Source organism: Roseobacter sp. HKCCD5988 (assembly GCF_037830355.1).
In the GTDB taxonomy this organism is placed as follows: Bacteria; Pseudomonadota; Alphaproteobacteria; order Rhodobacterales; family Rhodobacteraceae; genus M30B80.
Map to the genome: position 1 here is coordinate 310,790 of NZ_JBBLYJ010000001.1, position 14,997 is coordinate 325,786.

General features: G+C 55.5%; 16 protein-coding genes. 6 read left to right on the forward strand and 10 right to left on the reverse strand.

Annotated features, from left to right (window positions below; translation table 11 throughout):
• Nucleotides 1-8: 8 nt before the first annotated feature.
• Nucleotides 9-752 carry a bifunctional 2-polyprenyl-6-hydroxyphenol methylase/3-demethylubiquinol 3-O-methyltransferase UbiG gene (ubiG, locus tag AAC636_RS01530; protein ID WP_340262426.1) on the forward strand — a complete coding sequence of 248 codons (744 nt, stop codon included), beginning with the start codon at nt 9-11 and terminating at the stop codon, nt 750-752.
• Here ubiG and AAC636_RS01535 read toward each other — a convergent pair.
• From AAC636_RS01535 to AAC636_RS01545, 3 genes are all read right to left on the reverse strand, one after another.
• Entirely contained in the window at nt 749-1,204 is a 456-nt protein-coding gene (locus AAC636_RS01535) for a MarR family winged helix-turn-helix transcriptional regulator (protein ID WP_340300149.1), read from the reverse strand. The genes ubiG and AAC636_RS01535 overlap by 4 nt on opposite strands.
• Before the next feature lie 63 nt (nt 1,205-1,267).
• A complete protein-coding gene (grxC, locus tag AAC636_RS01540; RefSeq protein ID WP_340300150.1) occupies nt 1,268-1,525 on the reverse strand; it encodes a glutaredoxin 3 in 258 nt (85 codons plus the stop codon).
• An 18-nt stretch (nt 1,526-1,543) separates the two neighbouring features.
• Nucleotides 1,544-2,299 carry a ComF family protein gene (locus AAC636_RS01545; RefSeq protein ID WP_340300151.1) on the reverse strand — a complete coding sequence of 252 codons (756 nt, stop codon included), beginning with the start codon at nt 2,297-2,299 and terminating at the stop codon, nt 1,544-1,546.
• A 44-nt stretch (nt 2,300-2,343) separates the two neighbouring features.
• On the opposite strand from AAC636_RS01545, the gene AAC636_RS01550 reads away from it, so the two are divergent.
• Both AAC636_RS01550 and hemH read left to right on the forward strand, forming a co-directional pair.
• Nucleotides 2,344-3,192, forward strand: coding sequence for a methyltransferase domain-containing protein (locus AAC636_RS01550; RefSeq protein ID WP_340300152.1), 849 nt, complete (start codon nt 2,344-2,346; stop codon nt 3,190-3,192).
• A gap of 66 nt (nt 3,193-3,258) precedes the next feature.
• The gene (gene hemH / locus AAC636_RS01555; RefSeq protein ID WP_340301065.1) at nt 3,259-4,320 is read left to right on the forward strand and encodes a ferrochelatase; all 1,062 of its coding nucleotides are present in this window, start codon (nt 3,259-3,261) and stop codon (nt 4,318-4,320) included.
• Here hemH and mutT read toward each other — a convergent pair.
• From mutT to AAC636_RS01570, 3 genes are read right to left on the reverse strand one after another with little or no spacing between them, the layout of a single operon-like run.
• Entirely contained in the window at nt 4,317-4,715 is a 399-nt protein-coding gene (gene mutT / locus AAC636_RS01560) for an 8-oxo-dGTP diphosphatase MutT (protein ID WP_340300153.1), read from the reverse strand. The two genes, hemH and mutT, sit on opposite strands and share 4 nt — an antisense overlap.
• Complete coding sequence (argJ, locus tag AAC636_RS01565; protein WP_340300154.1) at nt 4,712-5,971, reverse strand: bifunctional glutamate N-acetyltransferase/amino-acid acetyltransferase ArgJ; 1,260 nt, start codon at nt 5,969-5,971, stop codon at nt 4,712-4,714. The genes mutT and argJ overlap by 4 nt, the downstream gene beginning before the upstream one ends.
• Nucleotides 5,972-5,993: 22 nt before the next feature.
• Nucleotides 5,994-6,824, reverse strand: a complete 831-nt coding sequence (locus tag AAC636_RS01570) for a peptidylprolyl isomerase (RefSeq protein ID WP_340300155.1) — start codon at nt 6,822-6,824, stop codon at nt 5,994-5,996.
• A gap of 209 nt (nt 6,825-7,033) precedes the next feature.
• Here AAC636_RS01570 and secA point away from each other — a divergent pair, with 209 nt between their 5' ends.
• Entirely contained in the window at nt 7,034-9,736 is a 2,703-nt protein-coding gene (gene secA, locus AAC636_RS01575) for a preprotein translocase subunit SecA (RefSeq protein ID WP_340300156.1), read from the forward strand.
• Nucleotides 9,737-9,738: 2 nt separating this feature from the next.
• Here the strand turns inward: secA and AAC636_RS01580 are convergent, their stop codons facing one another.
• Together AAC636_RS01580 and map are read right to left on the reverse strand one after the other, a co-directional pair.
• Entirely contained in the window at nt 9,739-10,419 is a 681-nt protein-coding gene (locus AAC636_RS01580) for a JAB domain-containing protein (protein ID WP_340300157.1), read from the reverse strand.
• Between the two features lie 43 nt (nt 10,420-10,462).
• Nucleotides 10,463-11,290 (reverse strand): type I methionyl aminopeptidase, encoded by an 828-nt coding sequence (gene map / locus AAC636_RS01585; RefSeq protein ID WP_340300158.1) that lies wholly within the window; start codon nt 11,288-11,290, stop codon nt 10,463-10,465.
• A gap of 126 nt (nt 11,291-11,416) precedes the next feature.
• Here map and AAC636_RS01590 point away from each other — a divergent pair, with 126 nt between their 5' ends.
• The gene (locus AAC636_RS01590) at nt 11,417-12,145 is read left to right on the forward strand and encodes a competence/damage-inducible protein A (protein WP_340300159.1); all 729 of its coding nucleotides are present in this window, start codon (nt 11,417-11,419) and stop codon (nt 12,143-12,145) included.
• Nucleotides 12,102-12,896 (forward strand): GNAT family N-acetyltransferase, encoded by a 795-nt coding sequence (locus AAC636_RS01595; RefSeq protein ID WP_340300160.1) that lies wholly within the window; start codon nt 12,102-12,104, stop codon nt 12,894-12,896. The genes AAC636_RS01590 and AAC636_RS01595 overlap by 44 nt, the downstream gene beginning before the upstream one ends.
• An 8-nt stretch (nt 12,897-12,904) precedes the next feature.
• Here AAC636_RS01595 and AAC636_RS01600 read toward each other — a convergent pair whose 3' ends face one another.
• Both AAC636_RS01600 and dapD read right to left on the reverse strand, forming a co-directional pair.
• On the reverse strand, nt 12,905-13,810 hold the full coding sequence (locus AAC636_RS01600; protein ID WP_340300161.1) for a LysR family transcriptional regulator: 906 nt from the start codon (nt 13,808-13,810) through the stop codon (nt 12,905-12,907).
• Between the two features lie 245 nt (nt 13,811-14,055).
• Nucleotides 14,056-14,886 (reverse strand): 2,3,4,5-tetrahydropyridine-2,6-dicarboxylate N-succinyltransferase, encoded by an 831-nt coding sequence (gene dapD, locus AAC636_RS01605; protein ID WP_340253205.1) that lies wholly within the window; start codon nt 14,884-14,886, stop codon nt 14,056-14,058.
• Nucleotides 14,887-14,997 lie beyond the last annotated feature (111 nt).

Genomic DNA, 14,997 nt, shown 5'->3' on the forward strand with positions numbered 1-14,997 from the left:
AGCATAGAATGACGGACAAGACTGGCACAATTGACCCTGCGGAAATCGCAAAATTCGAGGCGATGGCCGCCGAATGGTGGGATCCAAACGGGAAATTCCGACCGTTGCACATGATGAACCCTGTGCGGCTTGACTATATCACGCGCCAGATCGCGGCCGAATTCGGGCGGGATCTAACGGTTGAGCGACCCTTAGAGGGGCTGCGTCTCTTGGATATTGGCTGTGGGGGTGGGCTTCTATCTGAACCCATGGCACGGCTTGGCGCCGATGTGGTGGGTGCAGATGCGGCTGAGCGCAACATTCCTGTGGCACGGGTTCATGCCGAGCAATCAGGCCTGACGATTGATTATCGCCACACAAGCGCTGAGGCCCTTGCCGCAGCAGGTGAGCAATTCGATGTCGTCCTCAATATGGAAGTGGTTGAACATGTGGCCGATCCACAGGCCTATTTGACTGCTTGCCATGATTTGCTGAAATCAGGCGGGCTGATGCTGTGCTCAACCATCAACCGCAATCCCAAAAGCTTTGCCATGGCGATTGTGGGCGCGGAATATATCATGCGTTGGCTGCCAAAAGGCACGCATGAATGGTCAAAATTCATCACGCCCGATGAGTTATTCAAAATGATCGAGATTGCAGGGCTGAGGCCCGTGGATCGCAAGGGCTATGTGTTCAATCCGATTTCTTGGGGTTGGTCGATCTCGGATCGCGATTTGTCAGTGAATTACGTCACCGCATCCATTCGCCCCTAACCGCGCAGGTCGGTATCATCTTCAAGGCGCACCCGCATCTCGCGCAAAACAGGCAGGGCTGCGCGAACTTTGGCCGCACCGATGGCTTCGATCGTATCCGACAAAATAGGTGCAATCGCCTGTAGCGCGGCATCGCGCGCGGAACGCCCCGCGGGGCTGATGGTCACAAATTTACGGCGGGCATCGTCCCAATCGGGACGGATATGGATATGTCCCGCCCATTCCAAGCGGTTCAGCGTGTTGGTCATCGCACCACGGGTGACGTGAAACAGCCGCGCAAGCTGAGCAGGTGTGCGCTCCTCATTGGCACGGGCCAAGTGGTTCAGCACAGAAAAATGGCTCAGTTCCATACCTTTTGGCAGCGCCTTGGACAGGCGGTTTCGGGCCAATTGATCAGCCATGAACAATTCGCTGAACAGCGCGATAGAGAGGGGATCACTGGTGTCACTCATGGCGCGGACTAGACCCTATGCCAGCCTTTTGGTGCAAGGGAAATCGTTAAAAACACTAGAAATTTAAGCAGAAAGCAATGGATCAAGCTTGCCCTGACGCTCAAGTGCCGCGAGATCATCATAACCGCCTATGTGTTGGTCATTGATAAAAATCTGCGGCACAGTGTGACGATCATGGGCGCGTGCCATCATATCTTGGCGCAGTTTTGGGTCACGGCTGACATCAGTCTCGACAAAGCTGACATCCTTGCTTGCTAAAAGGCGTTTGGCAGCGTGGCAATAGCCGCAAAGTGGGCTTGTGTAGATTTCAATCTGTGCCATCTGCCTGTCTCCTATCTGCTACGCTGCTTTTGTCGCGCGGGCCATAACCAGCACATATATCGGCCCTGCGCCGCCCAAGCGCAAGGCGTGGGTTGCAGACCAAAGGGTCGTGCCTGAGGTCATCACATCATCAATCAAAATGACCGCCCGTCCCCGCAACCTTTCACTATGGCGCGGGGTTAGGGCCAGCGCCTCGTCTAAATTGGCAAAACGGGCTTCCGCGCCCAGCCCATCTTGGGAGGCCGTTCTGCGCAGACGATATAACGCATCAGGCAGGCAGGTGATTGCGTGTTCACGGAACTGGGGCGTTCTACAGATATGCTGCGCGAGGAGAGCGGATTGATTGAACCGCCGCTGCAGCAAACGCAACGTGTGTAGGGGGATGGGAACCAGAAGTGGGTTTTGACCAAGCCACTCTTGCGCCTTCTCGGCCATCCAAGAACTGGCCGCACGGCAAATATCGGCGCGGTCGCCATGTTTGAGCGCAAGCACAAGCGCGCGTCCTGTCCCCTCATATCGCAGCACGGCGCGGCCTGCATCCCATGGCGGCGGGCGCATGAGACATGCATCACAAAGATCACTCGGCGCAGCCTCCTCTCCAATCAATTCATCGCCGCAGGCGTGACAGCAGGATTTGCCAATAAATTGAGCCTCCGCCCAACAGGGGCCACAAAGACCATAAGGGATTTCAACCCTGTCACCGCAGCGCAGGCAATCAGGTGGAAAGGCCCATGTTTTGGCCCGATCAAGGATTTGCAAACGGGACGCGAACACTTACATAACCCCTCTAAGTTTTCAAAAAGCCTGAGACCATAGTCGTGACTGAACCCCTTCCGCCAAAATTGACCGACCCGCAGGCCTTGGCCCGTGCCCGCGCCCGTGCGCGATTGGATCGGGCTGGGTTCTTGCATGACGAGGTCAAGCTTGAGCTTGAAGAAAGACTGGCAGACGTTAACAGGCGCTTTACCGCGCCCGTTTTGATTGCGCCTTTTGTGGCGTATTGGGCAGATTTTATGCCCGAAGCCCCTCGCGTTCTGCCCCAAGAGGACTTGGGCTTGACCGAAGGGGCCCATGATCTGGTGATCCACGCGATGGCGTTGCATTGGGCCGATGATCCCGTGGGGCAACTTGTGCAAGCGGCCCGTGCGCTGAAACCTGATGGGCTGTTTCTCGGGGTGTTTTTTGGCGGTGAAAGCCTGACCGAATTGCGAGATGTTCTGCGCCAAGCCGAAATTGCTGTAATGGGCGGCTTGTCGCCGCGCGTGGCCCCGATGGGGGACTTGCGTGATATGGGCGGGCTCTTGGGGCGTGCGGGTTTTGCCCTGCCTGTGGCCGATACATTGCGCAAAACCATCAGTTATCGAGATATTTTTCACCTGATTGGCGATTTGCGCGATATGGGGGAAACCAATGTGCTTGACGCGCGTCACCGCGCCGCCCCCCCGCGTGATTTATTCACGTGCGCCGATGAAATTTACAAAAAAACTTATCCATTCGAAGAAAATCGCATCCGATCCACTGTTGAGATCGTATTCCTTTCAGGATGGAAACCAGATGCCAGTCAACAAAAGCCGCTTCGACCTGGTTCGGCGCAGGCGAGATTGGCAGACGCGCTTGGCGTGACCGAATTTGATGAAACCGCCCGACCTGTGGAAAACGGGTCGTAAAAGGGTGGCCGTTTTTTGTTGTCTGGGTTAGTCAGGCTGAAGAAAGAAGTGCGATAAAAGATGAATATGATGCAAAACGCGACTGAAGCTGCTACGCCGCACGCACCCGCTGATCACCCAAAGGTGAAGTTCGGCAAGATCGGTGTGCTTTTGGCAAATTTGGGCACGCCAGATCATTATGATTACTGGTCAATGCGCCGCTATTTGAACGAATTCCTCTCAGATCGCCGCGTGATTGATTACAGCCCGTGGATTTGGCAACCGCTTTTGCAATTGGTGATTTTGACCAAGCGTCCGTTTTCTTCGGGGGCGGCTTATAAATCTATTTGGAATGAAGAGCAGGACGAAAGCCCGCTGATGACCATTACCAAAGATCAGACCGCAAAGATTAAGTCTGAAATGGCGGCGCTTTATGGCGATCAGGTCGAGGTGGATTTCTGTATGCGGTATGGCAACCCATCGACCAAATCCAAAGTGGATGAAATGGTTGCAAAAGGTTGCACGAAAATCTTGTTTTTCCCCCTTTATCCTCAATATGCGGGCGCGACTTCGGCCACAGCTTGCGACCAATTCTTTCGCGCACTGACGGATATCAAATGGCAACCGACCGTGCGCACAGTCGAGGCCTATTACGAGCATCCGCTCTATATTGAGGCTTTGGCGCAGTCGGTTGAGCGGTCCTACGCAAAGATTGAAGACCGCCCCGATGTCTTGGTGGCCTCCTATCACGGCGTCCCCAAGCGTTATTTGATGGAGGGCGATCCCTATCATTGCCAGTGCCAAAAAACCTCACGCCTGCTGAAAGAGCGTTTGGGTTGGTCTGACGGTGAGATTGTCACGACATTCCAAAGCCGTTTTGGCCCCGAAGAGTGGCTCAAGCCCTACACAGTCGAAGAAGTGGCGCGGTTGGCCGAAGCGGGCAAGAAAAAGATTGCGGTGATTGCCCCTGCATTCTCGGCCGATTGCATCGAGACTTTGGAAGAGATCAACGAAGAAATCCACGAAAGCTTTGAAGAGGCAGGCGGCGAGCAGTTTACCTATATCCCCTGCCTCAACGATGATGACGCGCATATCAAGGCATTGGTTGCTGTCGCGCAGGATCACCTCAAAGGGTGGATTGGCGGCTAAAGCCAGTCGCGCAGGATCGGAATCAAAGGGATATCTGCAGGTGGCATCAGGTAGTCGCGCAAATCTTTTGCGCGTACCCATTTCAGCGCCTGCCCTTCGCGCGATTGCGGGATACCGCCCCATTTGCGGCAGGCAAAAAGCGGCATAAGCAGATGGAATTTCTCGTAGCTGTGGCTGGCAAAGCATAACGGCGCAAGGCAGCTTTGCCACGTTTCAATGCCCAATTCCTCGTGCAATTCTCGGATCAAGGCAGCCTCGGGGGTTTCGCCCTCTTCAACCTTACCGCCCGGAAACTCCCAAAGACCGGCCATGGATTTCCCCTGAGGCCGTTGCGCCAAAAGCACACGGCCCTCGCCATCAATCAACGCCGCTGCAGAGACAAGCACCGTTTTCATGAGCGATAATCCGCATTGATGCTGATATAGCCATGGGTCAGGTCGCAGGTCCAAACTGTGGCCGCCCCCATGCCAAGGCCCATATCCACGGTGATGCGCAATTCCTGCTGTTTCATATAGGCGGCCCCTTGCTCTTCTCTGTAATCGGGGCTGACCCAGCCATTTTCAGCCACCAAAATATCACCGAACTTGATGGTCAGGCGGTCACGATCTGCGACTGCGCCAGATTTGCCGACCGCCATGACAACACGACCCCAATTTGGGTCCTCGCCTGCCGCCGCGGTTTTCACAAGTGGGCTGTTGGCAATCGCGCGGGCAACACGATCTGCATCCGCGTCATTTGCCGCGCCTGTGACCTGCACTTCAATCAGTTTGGTTGCGCCTTCCCCATCGCGCACCAATTGCAAGGCAAGGTCTTTGAGAACCGCCTCAAGGGCCGCATAAAACGCCTTTGCATCTGTGCTGTCCAAATCGGCAATCTGGGGATTGCCTGCCTTGCCTGTCGCGGCCACCATCAAACTGTCCGAGGTTGAGGTGTCGCTGTCCACTGTCACCGCGTTAAAGCTGCGTTTGGTGGCTTGCGATAACATGGATTGCAGCGCGCCACGCGAAATCGCGGCATCGGTAAAGACATAGGCCAACATTGTGGCCATATCTGGCGCGATCATGCCCGAGCCTTTGGCAAAGCCCGCGATTTTCACCTCATGGCCCGAGAGGGTCAGGGTTTCTGTCGCGCCTTTGGGGAAAGTGTCGGTGGTCATAATCGCCCGCGCCGCACCATCTGCCCCGTCAGCATCCAGTTTGCCCGCCAATTCCGCCAAGATATGCGTAATTTTTTCGGGGGCGAAGGGCTCACCAATCACCCCCGTTGACGCGCTGAACACATGAGTGGCAGGAATACCCAAAACACGGCCCGCCTCGGCGGTTACCGCCTCGACCGTTTGATCGCCGGCGCGGCCTGTAAAGGCGTTGGAATTTCCAGAATTTACAACAATTCCAAAGCCTTGATCGCTGCTTTTCCCCAAAGCGGCCAACTTGCGCTCACAATCGAGGACAGGTGCGGAGCGCGTGGAGGATCGGGTAAAGGCACCTGCGACTGATGCCCCTGCACAAATCTCGACCAACATGACATCGGTGCGGTTTTGATACCGCACCCCCGCCGCGCCACTGGCAAAGCGCACCCCATCAATGCGGGGCAATGCAGGAAACCCACCTTTTGGGGCGAGGGGGGAGACAGGAAGCGGGGCTTTTGCCATGATCGGGCCTATGTGAGAGGGGTTACTGTGTCAAAAGATCAATGTTGCGGATGAGGCTCATGTCAATCTCAACCTCTGGCCGCGCGATCTCGGCCGCTTCGGTCAATTCCGCAAGATAGGCGTCAACGCGCTGACGGCGCAGTTCTTCCTCAAGATCGGCGCGCACATCTTCTAGCGCGGGGGGCGCACTGATGCGCGACTCGTTCAGTTTCACAACGTGCCAACCAAATTGGGTTTGGACAGGCGCGGAAATTTCCCCCGCCTCTAGGCCTGCTACGGCAGTTTCAAATTCTGGCACCATCATGCCCGTGCCGAACCACCCCAAAGCGCCGCCATTTGGGCCAGAGGGGCCTGTTGAGAATTCTTGCGCCAAAGCAACAAAATCAGCGCCATCATTCAATTGATCAATCAGGCTTTGCGCCTCTTCTTCGGTTGCGACCAGAATATGGCTTGCATTCCATTCCTGATCACCGCCTGCATCCGCGAAATTTGCGTCATAGAGGGCTTGGACATCCGCATCTGCGATTGTGTCAAAGGCAATCGCATCAATGGCGACACTGGCCAAAAACGCACGATCTTCGTTTTCCATGGTCAGTTTTGTGCGCGCGTCTTCCGAGCCGCGCAGCGAGTCTGCGACAACCTCCTGTTGGATCAGCTGATCCAACATTCCATTATAGAGAACCTCGTCTGGCAATTCTTGATATTGCGCGGGCAGCATCGCGCGCATTGCAATCAAATGACCCAAAGTGATGTCGGTGCCGTTGACCGTTGCCAAGACTGTGCTGGCGTCTTGCGCCGCCACTGGGGCTGCGAGGGAGAGGGAAATTGCGGCGGAGACAAGCAGGCGTTTCATAGAACAGTCCTTTTATTACGGGCGTAATCCTTCGCGCCCACGTTGACAGGCCAAAAGCGGGCGCTTATGTCCCATTGCGGTTGGGGACGTTGGCACAGCTTCCTTGATGGGTCTTCTAGACCGCCGCGCGGATGCAAACAACCCGAGCGGAGATCACATTCTTTTGGGTCTGCCATCGCGTGGATCAATTCTGACATAAGGCGTTTTGCATGCTTGGGCTTGGATCTATCGCAAAGAAGATTTTTGGCAGTTCAAATGATCGATTGGTCAAAGCTCAAAGGCCGCTTATTGCAAAGATCAACGCACTTGAGCCTGAGTTTGTCGCCCTCGATGATGCAGGGCTGATAGCAAAAACGGAAGAATTTCGTCAGCGCCATGCCAATGGTGAGAGCCTTGATACGCTATTGCCCGAGGCCTTTGCCAATTGCCGCGAAGCCGCCAAGCGCGCTTTGGGTTTACGCGCCTTTGATGTGCAGTTGATGGGCGGCATTTTCCTTCACCAAGGGAATATTGCCGAGATGAAGACAGGCGAAGGGAAAACTTTGGTTGCGACCTTTCCCGCCTATCTCAACGCTCTGAGTGGCGAAGGCGTGCATGTTGTCACTGTGAACGATTACCTTGCACGGCGAGATGCGGAATGGATGAGCAAGGTTTTCGCCGCGCTTGGCATGACAACGGGCGTGGTTTACCCGCGCCAGCCCGAAGCTGAAAAGCGCGAGGCTTATGCCGCCGACATCACCTACGCCACCAATAACGAGCTTGGGTTCGATTATTTGCGGGACAATATGCGCGGATCGCTGCCTGAGATGGCGCAACGTGGTCACAATTTCGCGATTGTGGACGAGGTTGACTCGATCCTCATCGATGAGGCGCGTACGCCATTGATCATTTCTGGCCCATCTCAAGATCGTTCCGATCTTTATGTGGCGATTGACAAGGTGATCCCTGAGCTGACCGAAGAGCACTATACGCTGGACGAGAAAACGCGCAACGCGACCCTGACCGAGGAAGGCAATGACTTTCTCGAACAGCGCCTTGCCGAAGCGGGCCTCTTGCCTGAGGGGCAAAGCCTCTATGACCCTGAAAGCACATCGCTTGTGCATCACGCGACCTGCGCGTTGCGGGCGCAAAAGGTGTATCTAAAAGATCGCGATTATCTGTTGCGCGGCGATGAGGTGGTCTTGGTCGATGAATTCACGGGCCGTATGATGCCAGGTCGGCGCCTGTCTGATGGGCTGCATCAGGCCATCGAAGCCAAGGAAGGCGTTGCGATCCAACCTGAGAATGTGACCTTGGCTTCGGTGACATTCCAAAATTACTTCCGCCTCTACAAAAAATTGGGCGGCATGACGGGCACAGCGGCAACCGAAGCCGAAGAATTTTTTGAAATTTACAAACTTGGCGTTGTTGAGGTTCCAACCAACCGCCCTGTGGCGCGGATTGATGACCATGATCAGGTCTATCGCACCGCCGCCGAGAAATATAACGCCATCGTAGAGTCGATCCGCGAAGCGCATGAAAAGGGTCAACCTGTTTTGGTCGGCACAACCTCGATTGAGAAATCTGAGATGCTGAGCGGCCTTTTGACCAAGGCAAAGTTGCCGCATAATGTTTTGAACGCGCGTCAGCATGAGCAGGAAGCGCAGATTGTGGCAGATGCGGGCAAATTGGGCGCGATCACTATTGCGACCAATATGGCGGGGCGCGGCACCGATATTAAACTGGGCGGCAATGTCGAGTTGAAGGTGATGGATGCCATCGCCGCAAATCCTGATGCTGACCCTGAAAAACTGCGCGCTGAAATTGAAGAAACCCACAAAGCCGATGAAGAAGCCGTGAAGGCGGCAGGTGGTCTGTATGTTCTGGCAACAGAGCGTCATGAAAGCCGCCGTATCGACAACCAGTTGCGCGGTCGTTCGGGCCGTCAGGGCGATCCGGGTCGTTCAGCGTTTTACCTATCGCTCGAAGATGATCTGATGCGGATTTTTGGGTCAGAACGTCTTGAAAAGATGTTGACCACGCTCGGTCTGGCCGAAGGTGAGGCAATTGTGCATCCTTGGGTCAACAAATCCTTGGAGCGCGCGCAGGCCAAGGTTGAAGGGCGCAACTTCGACATCCGCAAGCAGTTGCTGAAATTCGATGATGTGATGAATGAACAGCGCAAAGTCATCTTTGGCCAGCGCATGGATATCATGGCCTCCGATGATATTGAGGATATCGTCAAGGATATGCGCTATGAGGTGATCACTGATATGGTCGACACTTATATGCCACCGCGATCCTATGCAGATCAGTGGGATGTTGAGGCGATGGCACAGGCCTGCCGTGAGACATTGTCACTCGATCTTCCGATCCCCGCATGGGCCGAAGAAGACGGCGTAGATCAGGACGTGGTGATTGAACGCCTTGAGGAAGCCGCCGAAAAATTCATGAGCGACAAAGCCACTGCCTTTGGTGCCGAGCAGATGCGCAATATCGAAAAACAGGTATTGTTGCAGACAATCGACCAGAAATGGCGCGATCACCTATTGAAATTGGAACATTTGCGCTCAGTCGTGGCATTCCGTGGTTATGCGCAGCGCGACCCGTTGAACGAATATAAATCCGAGGCGTTCCAATTGTTCGAGGGCCTGTTAGATGGGCTTCGTCAGGAAGTGACGCAGAAACTTGGCCGCATCCAACCGCTCAGCCCCGAGCAGCAGGCAGAATTGATCCGTCAATTGCAAGCACAGGCCGCAGCGCAGCAGCAAGCCGCCTTGAAAGCCGCGGATGAGGCTGAAGCGAAAGCAAGCGGTAATGATACAGGCTTTGATGAGACGCGTCCTGAAACATGGGGCAATCTTGGCCGCAATGATGCCTGCCCCTGTGGATCGGGAAAGAAGTTCAAGCATTGTCACGGGCGTTTGGCCTGATTTTAAATCAGACCCTCCGCGCGAAAGCTGACCTCGCGGCTTGGCGTGATGATGATATAGTCATGCAGGGTCAGACCCATCATTTTGCTTGCCTCTCCCAAATGTCGGGTCAGGGCAATATCGCCTGTGCTTGGGGTCGGGTCGCCTGACGGATGATTGTGAACCACCACCAGTGCTGAGGCGCTCATCTCAAGCGCGCGCTTGATAACTTCGCGGGGATAGAAGGGCGCGTGATCCACGGTGCCGCGGCTGTGCTGCTCATCGGCGATGAGGTGGTTTTTGCGGTCAAGGTAGAAAACCCGCACCTCCTCAACATCACGGTGCGCCATGGTCGCGCGGCAATAATCCATCACAGTTTGCCATGAGCCCAAGATCGGGCGGTCATCAAGCTGTTTGCGGGTAATCGTTTCCGCCACAGCCTGCGTTAGGCGTAAATGGGCAATCGTATCTTCGGTCATATGGGTGACGGATTTCAGGCGTTGGTCACTGGCGCACAGAACGCGTGCAAGGCTGCCATGTTGCCGTAACAGCGTGGCCGCCATCCGCGCAGAGGGTGCGTTTGGCGCTGCCGCCGCCAATAGCCGTGCGAGAAGATCATGCTGTGCTGCATCAACTGCAACCCTGCGCAATTTCGGCGGGGGCACGGTGCGGTCATGGGCAAGGGTCAACTCGGGTTTTGTCATACCCGCACCATCCATCAGAATGGTTAATCAGCGATTAAACGCGTCAGCGCCACGTGGGGTGGAATTTCCCAGAGGGTGACAGGGTGAAAATTTCAAACCCGTCCGCTGTCACGCCAACTGAATGTTCAAACTGTGCGGACAGGGATTTATCCCGTGTCACAGCTGTCCATTCATCTGCCAAAACTTTGGTTTCGGGACGGCCAAGGTTCACCATGGGCTCAATGGTGAAGAACATCCCCTCTTCCAAGACGGGGCCTGTGCCCGCGCGGCCATAATGAAGAACATTTGGCGGTGCGTGAAAGACCTGACCCAACCCATGACCGCAGAAATCACGCACCACGCTCATGCGATTGGCTTCGACATAGGTTTGAATCGCATGGCCAATATCCCCGAACGTGGCCCCAGGACGCGCGATTTCAATCCCTTTGAAGAGGGCGTCATGGGTCACTTGGATCAGGCGTTCTGCTTTGCGGTTCAGATTGCCTGCCACATACATGCGGCTTGTGTCGCCAAACCACCCATCCACGATGACGGTCACATCAATGTTCAGGATGTCCCCATCCTTAAGGGTTTTGGGGCTGGGGATGCCGTGGCAGACCACATGGTTGACCGAGATGCAGCTTGCGTGTTTATACCCACGATATCCGATGGTTGCAGATTTCGCGCCCGCCGCATTGACCATATCCTCAATCGCTTGATCTAAGGCTTCGGTCGTGACGCCTGGCTCTACCATGGGCGCGATGTCGTCAAGAATGCGCGCGGCCAGTGCGCCCGCTGCATGCATCCCAGCAAAGCCTGCATCATCGTGAATGCGAATTCCGTCTTTGGTCACGCGGCCTTTGAAATCGTCCAAAACATCTGCTCCTGTCATCTCGCACCAGATTACGGTTTTTGGCGCTTGAATTCTAGCCAAGCCCGCCACGCGATGACGCGTTGCGGCATGACAGGGCTTGGCCTATACCGCAGGCAGGGTGCATGACAAGTGGGGGTTCTCAAAATGGCACAACCAACCGCAGCGATGTTGGTGATCGGGGATGAAATCCTATCGGGACGCACACGCGATGCGAATATGCACCATTTGGCCAATGAATTGACCGCAAAAGGGATTGCACTGAAGGAGGTGCGCATCGTCTCGGATGATCATCCGGGCATTGTTGAGGCCCTCAATGCGCTGCGCGGGTCTTATGATCATGTGTTCACCTCTGGCGGTATTGGGCCAACGCATGACGACATCACCGCTGATGCGGTTGCGGGGGCTTTTGGCGTGCATATTGATGTGCGGGCGGATGCGCGGGCCTTGTTGCAAGCCCATTATGATGCCCGCGGGCAAGAGTTAAACGAAGCCCGCCTGCGCATGGCGCGTATTCCTGATGGCGCGGCTTTGATCGACAATCCCGTCTCCACCGCACCCGGGTTTCAGATCGAAAATGTCTATGTGATGGCGGGGGTGCCTTCGGTCTTTCAGGCGATGGTGGCTTCGGTCATGCCGCGCTTGACAGGTGGCGCGCCCTTGATCAGTCACAGCATCCGCCTAGAGATGGGTGAAGGCGATATTGCAGGGCCATTGGGCCAAATTGCGGCCCAATTTCCCGATGTTTCAATCGGCTCTTACCCCTATCAATTGAACGGGGTGTATGGGGCAAATATCGTGCTGCGCAGTTCTGATGAGGGGATGCTTCAACGTGCCATCGCAGAAATGGCGCGCGCTTTTCCGCAGGGCGTTTGATATGGGCGCGGCCTGTTCCGACATGCTGCCTGATGAGGGCCGTTTGTTTATGGCGTTAGATGCCACTTGGCCCGCCAAAACTTACCAAACTGATGGGCTTTTGACCTTTCGTGAGGGGGCAGGCGGCGGCAGTCGTGTATCTGCGGCCAGTTGGGACGGCCAAGATGCGCTCGATGAGACAACGCTCAACAAGGCCGAGGCCCGTATGCAGGCTATGGGGCAGCCGCGCTTATTTATTATTCGCGAAAGCCAATCCGCTTTGGATGCCGCCCTTGGGGCGCGCGGCTATCAGGTCAAAGATCCCGTATGGTTTTACGCGATGGATCTGCGCGGGCGGGATCTGTCTGCGCTGTCTGAGTGCTTTGCTCTTTGGCCGCCCTTGGCCGCGCAAGCGGCAATTTGGGCTGATGGCGGGATAGGGCCCGCGCGCCTAGATGTGATGGCGCGGGCGCCCACCCCGAAAACCACAGTTTTTGCGCGGCAGCAGGATCGCATTGCAGCGACTGGCTTTATCGCCTGTGATGGAGATATCGCCATGCTGCACGCGGTCGAAACCGCCCAATCGGCCCGCCGTCAGGGCGTGGGGCGGCGTGTTATGTGGCACATGGCGCATTGGGCGCAGGCGGAAGGGGCGCAGTGGTTAACACTTGTGACGACCAAGGCCAATCAAGCGGCAAATGGGCTTTATCAATCCATGGGCTTCGAGGTGGTCGGTGCTTATCACTATCGAATCCACCCCGAAGATGCCTGAGAGATTGATCACCAATCCATTGGGCCTTTGTCTTTGAACTGATCAACCAGAAAATCAATGAAGGCGCGCAATTTGAGCTGTGTATAGCGCCCAGGTGGGTAGACTGCGTGCAGGCTTTGTATTTCCATTGGCAGATGTGGCATCGCTTCTTCCACTTCGCCTGCCCGCAGCGCCTCGCCGAAGAGGAAGCTTGGCAAAAAGGCGATACCAAAACCGCCGATTGCCGCTTTCAACAAGGCTTGCCCATCATTGACGGTCAATGCGCCTGTGGAGCGCACAAAACGCCGCTCCCCTGATGGGCCCAAGAGTTTCCAAACATTTCCCTGCGCTTCATTCGAGAAGTGCAGCAAGCGATGTTCATTGAGGTCTTCAATCCGTTCGGGATGACCATGTGCCGCGAAATAGGCAGGGGATCCAATCATGCGCATTGTGGTGTCACAGATACGGCGGGCTTTGAGTGTGCTGTCCTCCATCTCACCCATGCGAATAGCGACATCAAACCCCTCTGAAATCAGTTCTACATGACGATTCTCCAAAACCATGCTCACGGACACTTGCGGATAGGCTTTGAGGAAACCGCCAATGAGGGGCGAGAGATGACCAGACCCAAAATCAGTGGGGACGGTCACGCGTAACAGCCCCGATGGTGCAGACTGCATAGAGGAGACCATCGCATCTGCATCGCCCGCATCATTGATAACGCGACAGGCGCGGTCATAATAAGCCAGACCGATCTCGGTCGGGCTGACGCGGCGGGTGGTGCGATTCAAAAGCCGCGCACCCAAACGGGATTCGAGCGATGAAATATGCTTGGACACGGCGGATTTCGAGATACCCATCTTACGCGCCGCATCGGTGAAGCCGCCTTGGTTCACAACCATTGCGAAGGCTTCCATTTCGGTCAATCTGTCCATCTTTCGTCCTTTGGGCATTGTTCGACTTCCCTCGCAGCATCGTTTCCAAATGGGGCGCTATTGGGGAAAAGAACGGACTAAAGGCGGGAATTATGAGGGAGTGTTGAGGGCAAAAAGGCAAATTTGGGCGTAATTTCCGTGATTTGCCGTAATCCTGCCGATTTTGTTGCCGCATCGTTAACAATTGCCACAAAAAAACGGGCCGCACCTGCGACCCGTTTTGAATGTGATACCTACTTCACGATTTAGTCCCGCAGCAGCTCGTTGATACCCGTTTTAGAGCGGGTTTTCTCATCAACGCGTTTTACGATGACAGCACAGTAGAGGTTGATCCCGTTCTTTGAGGGCATAGAGCCTGCAACAACCACCGAATAAGGTGGAACCTCGCCGTAAAAGACTTCGCCTGTTTCGCGATCCACGATCTTGGTGGATTGGCCGATGAAGACGCCCATCCCTAGAACCGAGCCTTCACGCACGATCACGCCCTCGACTACCTCGGAGCGCGCGCCGATAAAGCAGTTATCTTCGATGATGGTGGGGCCTGCCTGCATTGGCTCCAAAACGCCGCCAATACCTACGCCGCCCGACAGATGGACATTCTTGCCGATCTGCGCGCAAGACCCGACCGTGGCCCATGTATCAACCATCGTGCCGCTGTCGACATAGGCGCCAAGGTTTACGAAGGACGGCATCAGAACAACGCCCGGCGCGATATAGGCAGACCTGCGCACAATACAATTTGGAACTGCACGGAAGCCTGCGGATTTCCAATCGCTGTCTGACCAGTCCTTCCACTTGCTGTCGACCTTATCCCACCAACTGCCGCCTTGAGGGCTGCCCGACTGCATTTCCATGTCCTTCAGACGGAAGCCCAAAAGAACGGCTTTCTTTGCCCATTGATTGACATGCCATGTGCCATCACCCCCGCGCTCTGCAACGCGCAAGCTGCCTTGGTCGAGGGTGCTGAGGGTTTCTTCAATTGCATCACGGGTTTCGCCAGTGGTTGCAGGCGTGATGCTGTCGCGCGCGTCCCACGCGGCTTCAATCGCCGTTTCCAGTTTCTGAATATCGGTCATAGGCTTTATCCTTAGCTCGGGCTGTTTGACAGGCGCTATAGCGCCAAGGGGGGCTTTGCGCAACGCGCCGCCCTCTGGCCGCATGGTGCGAATATTGGTATGAGATAAATA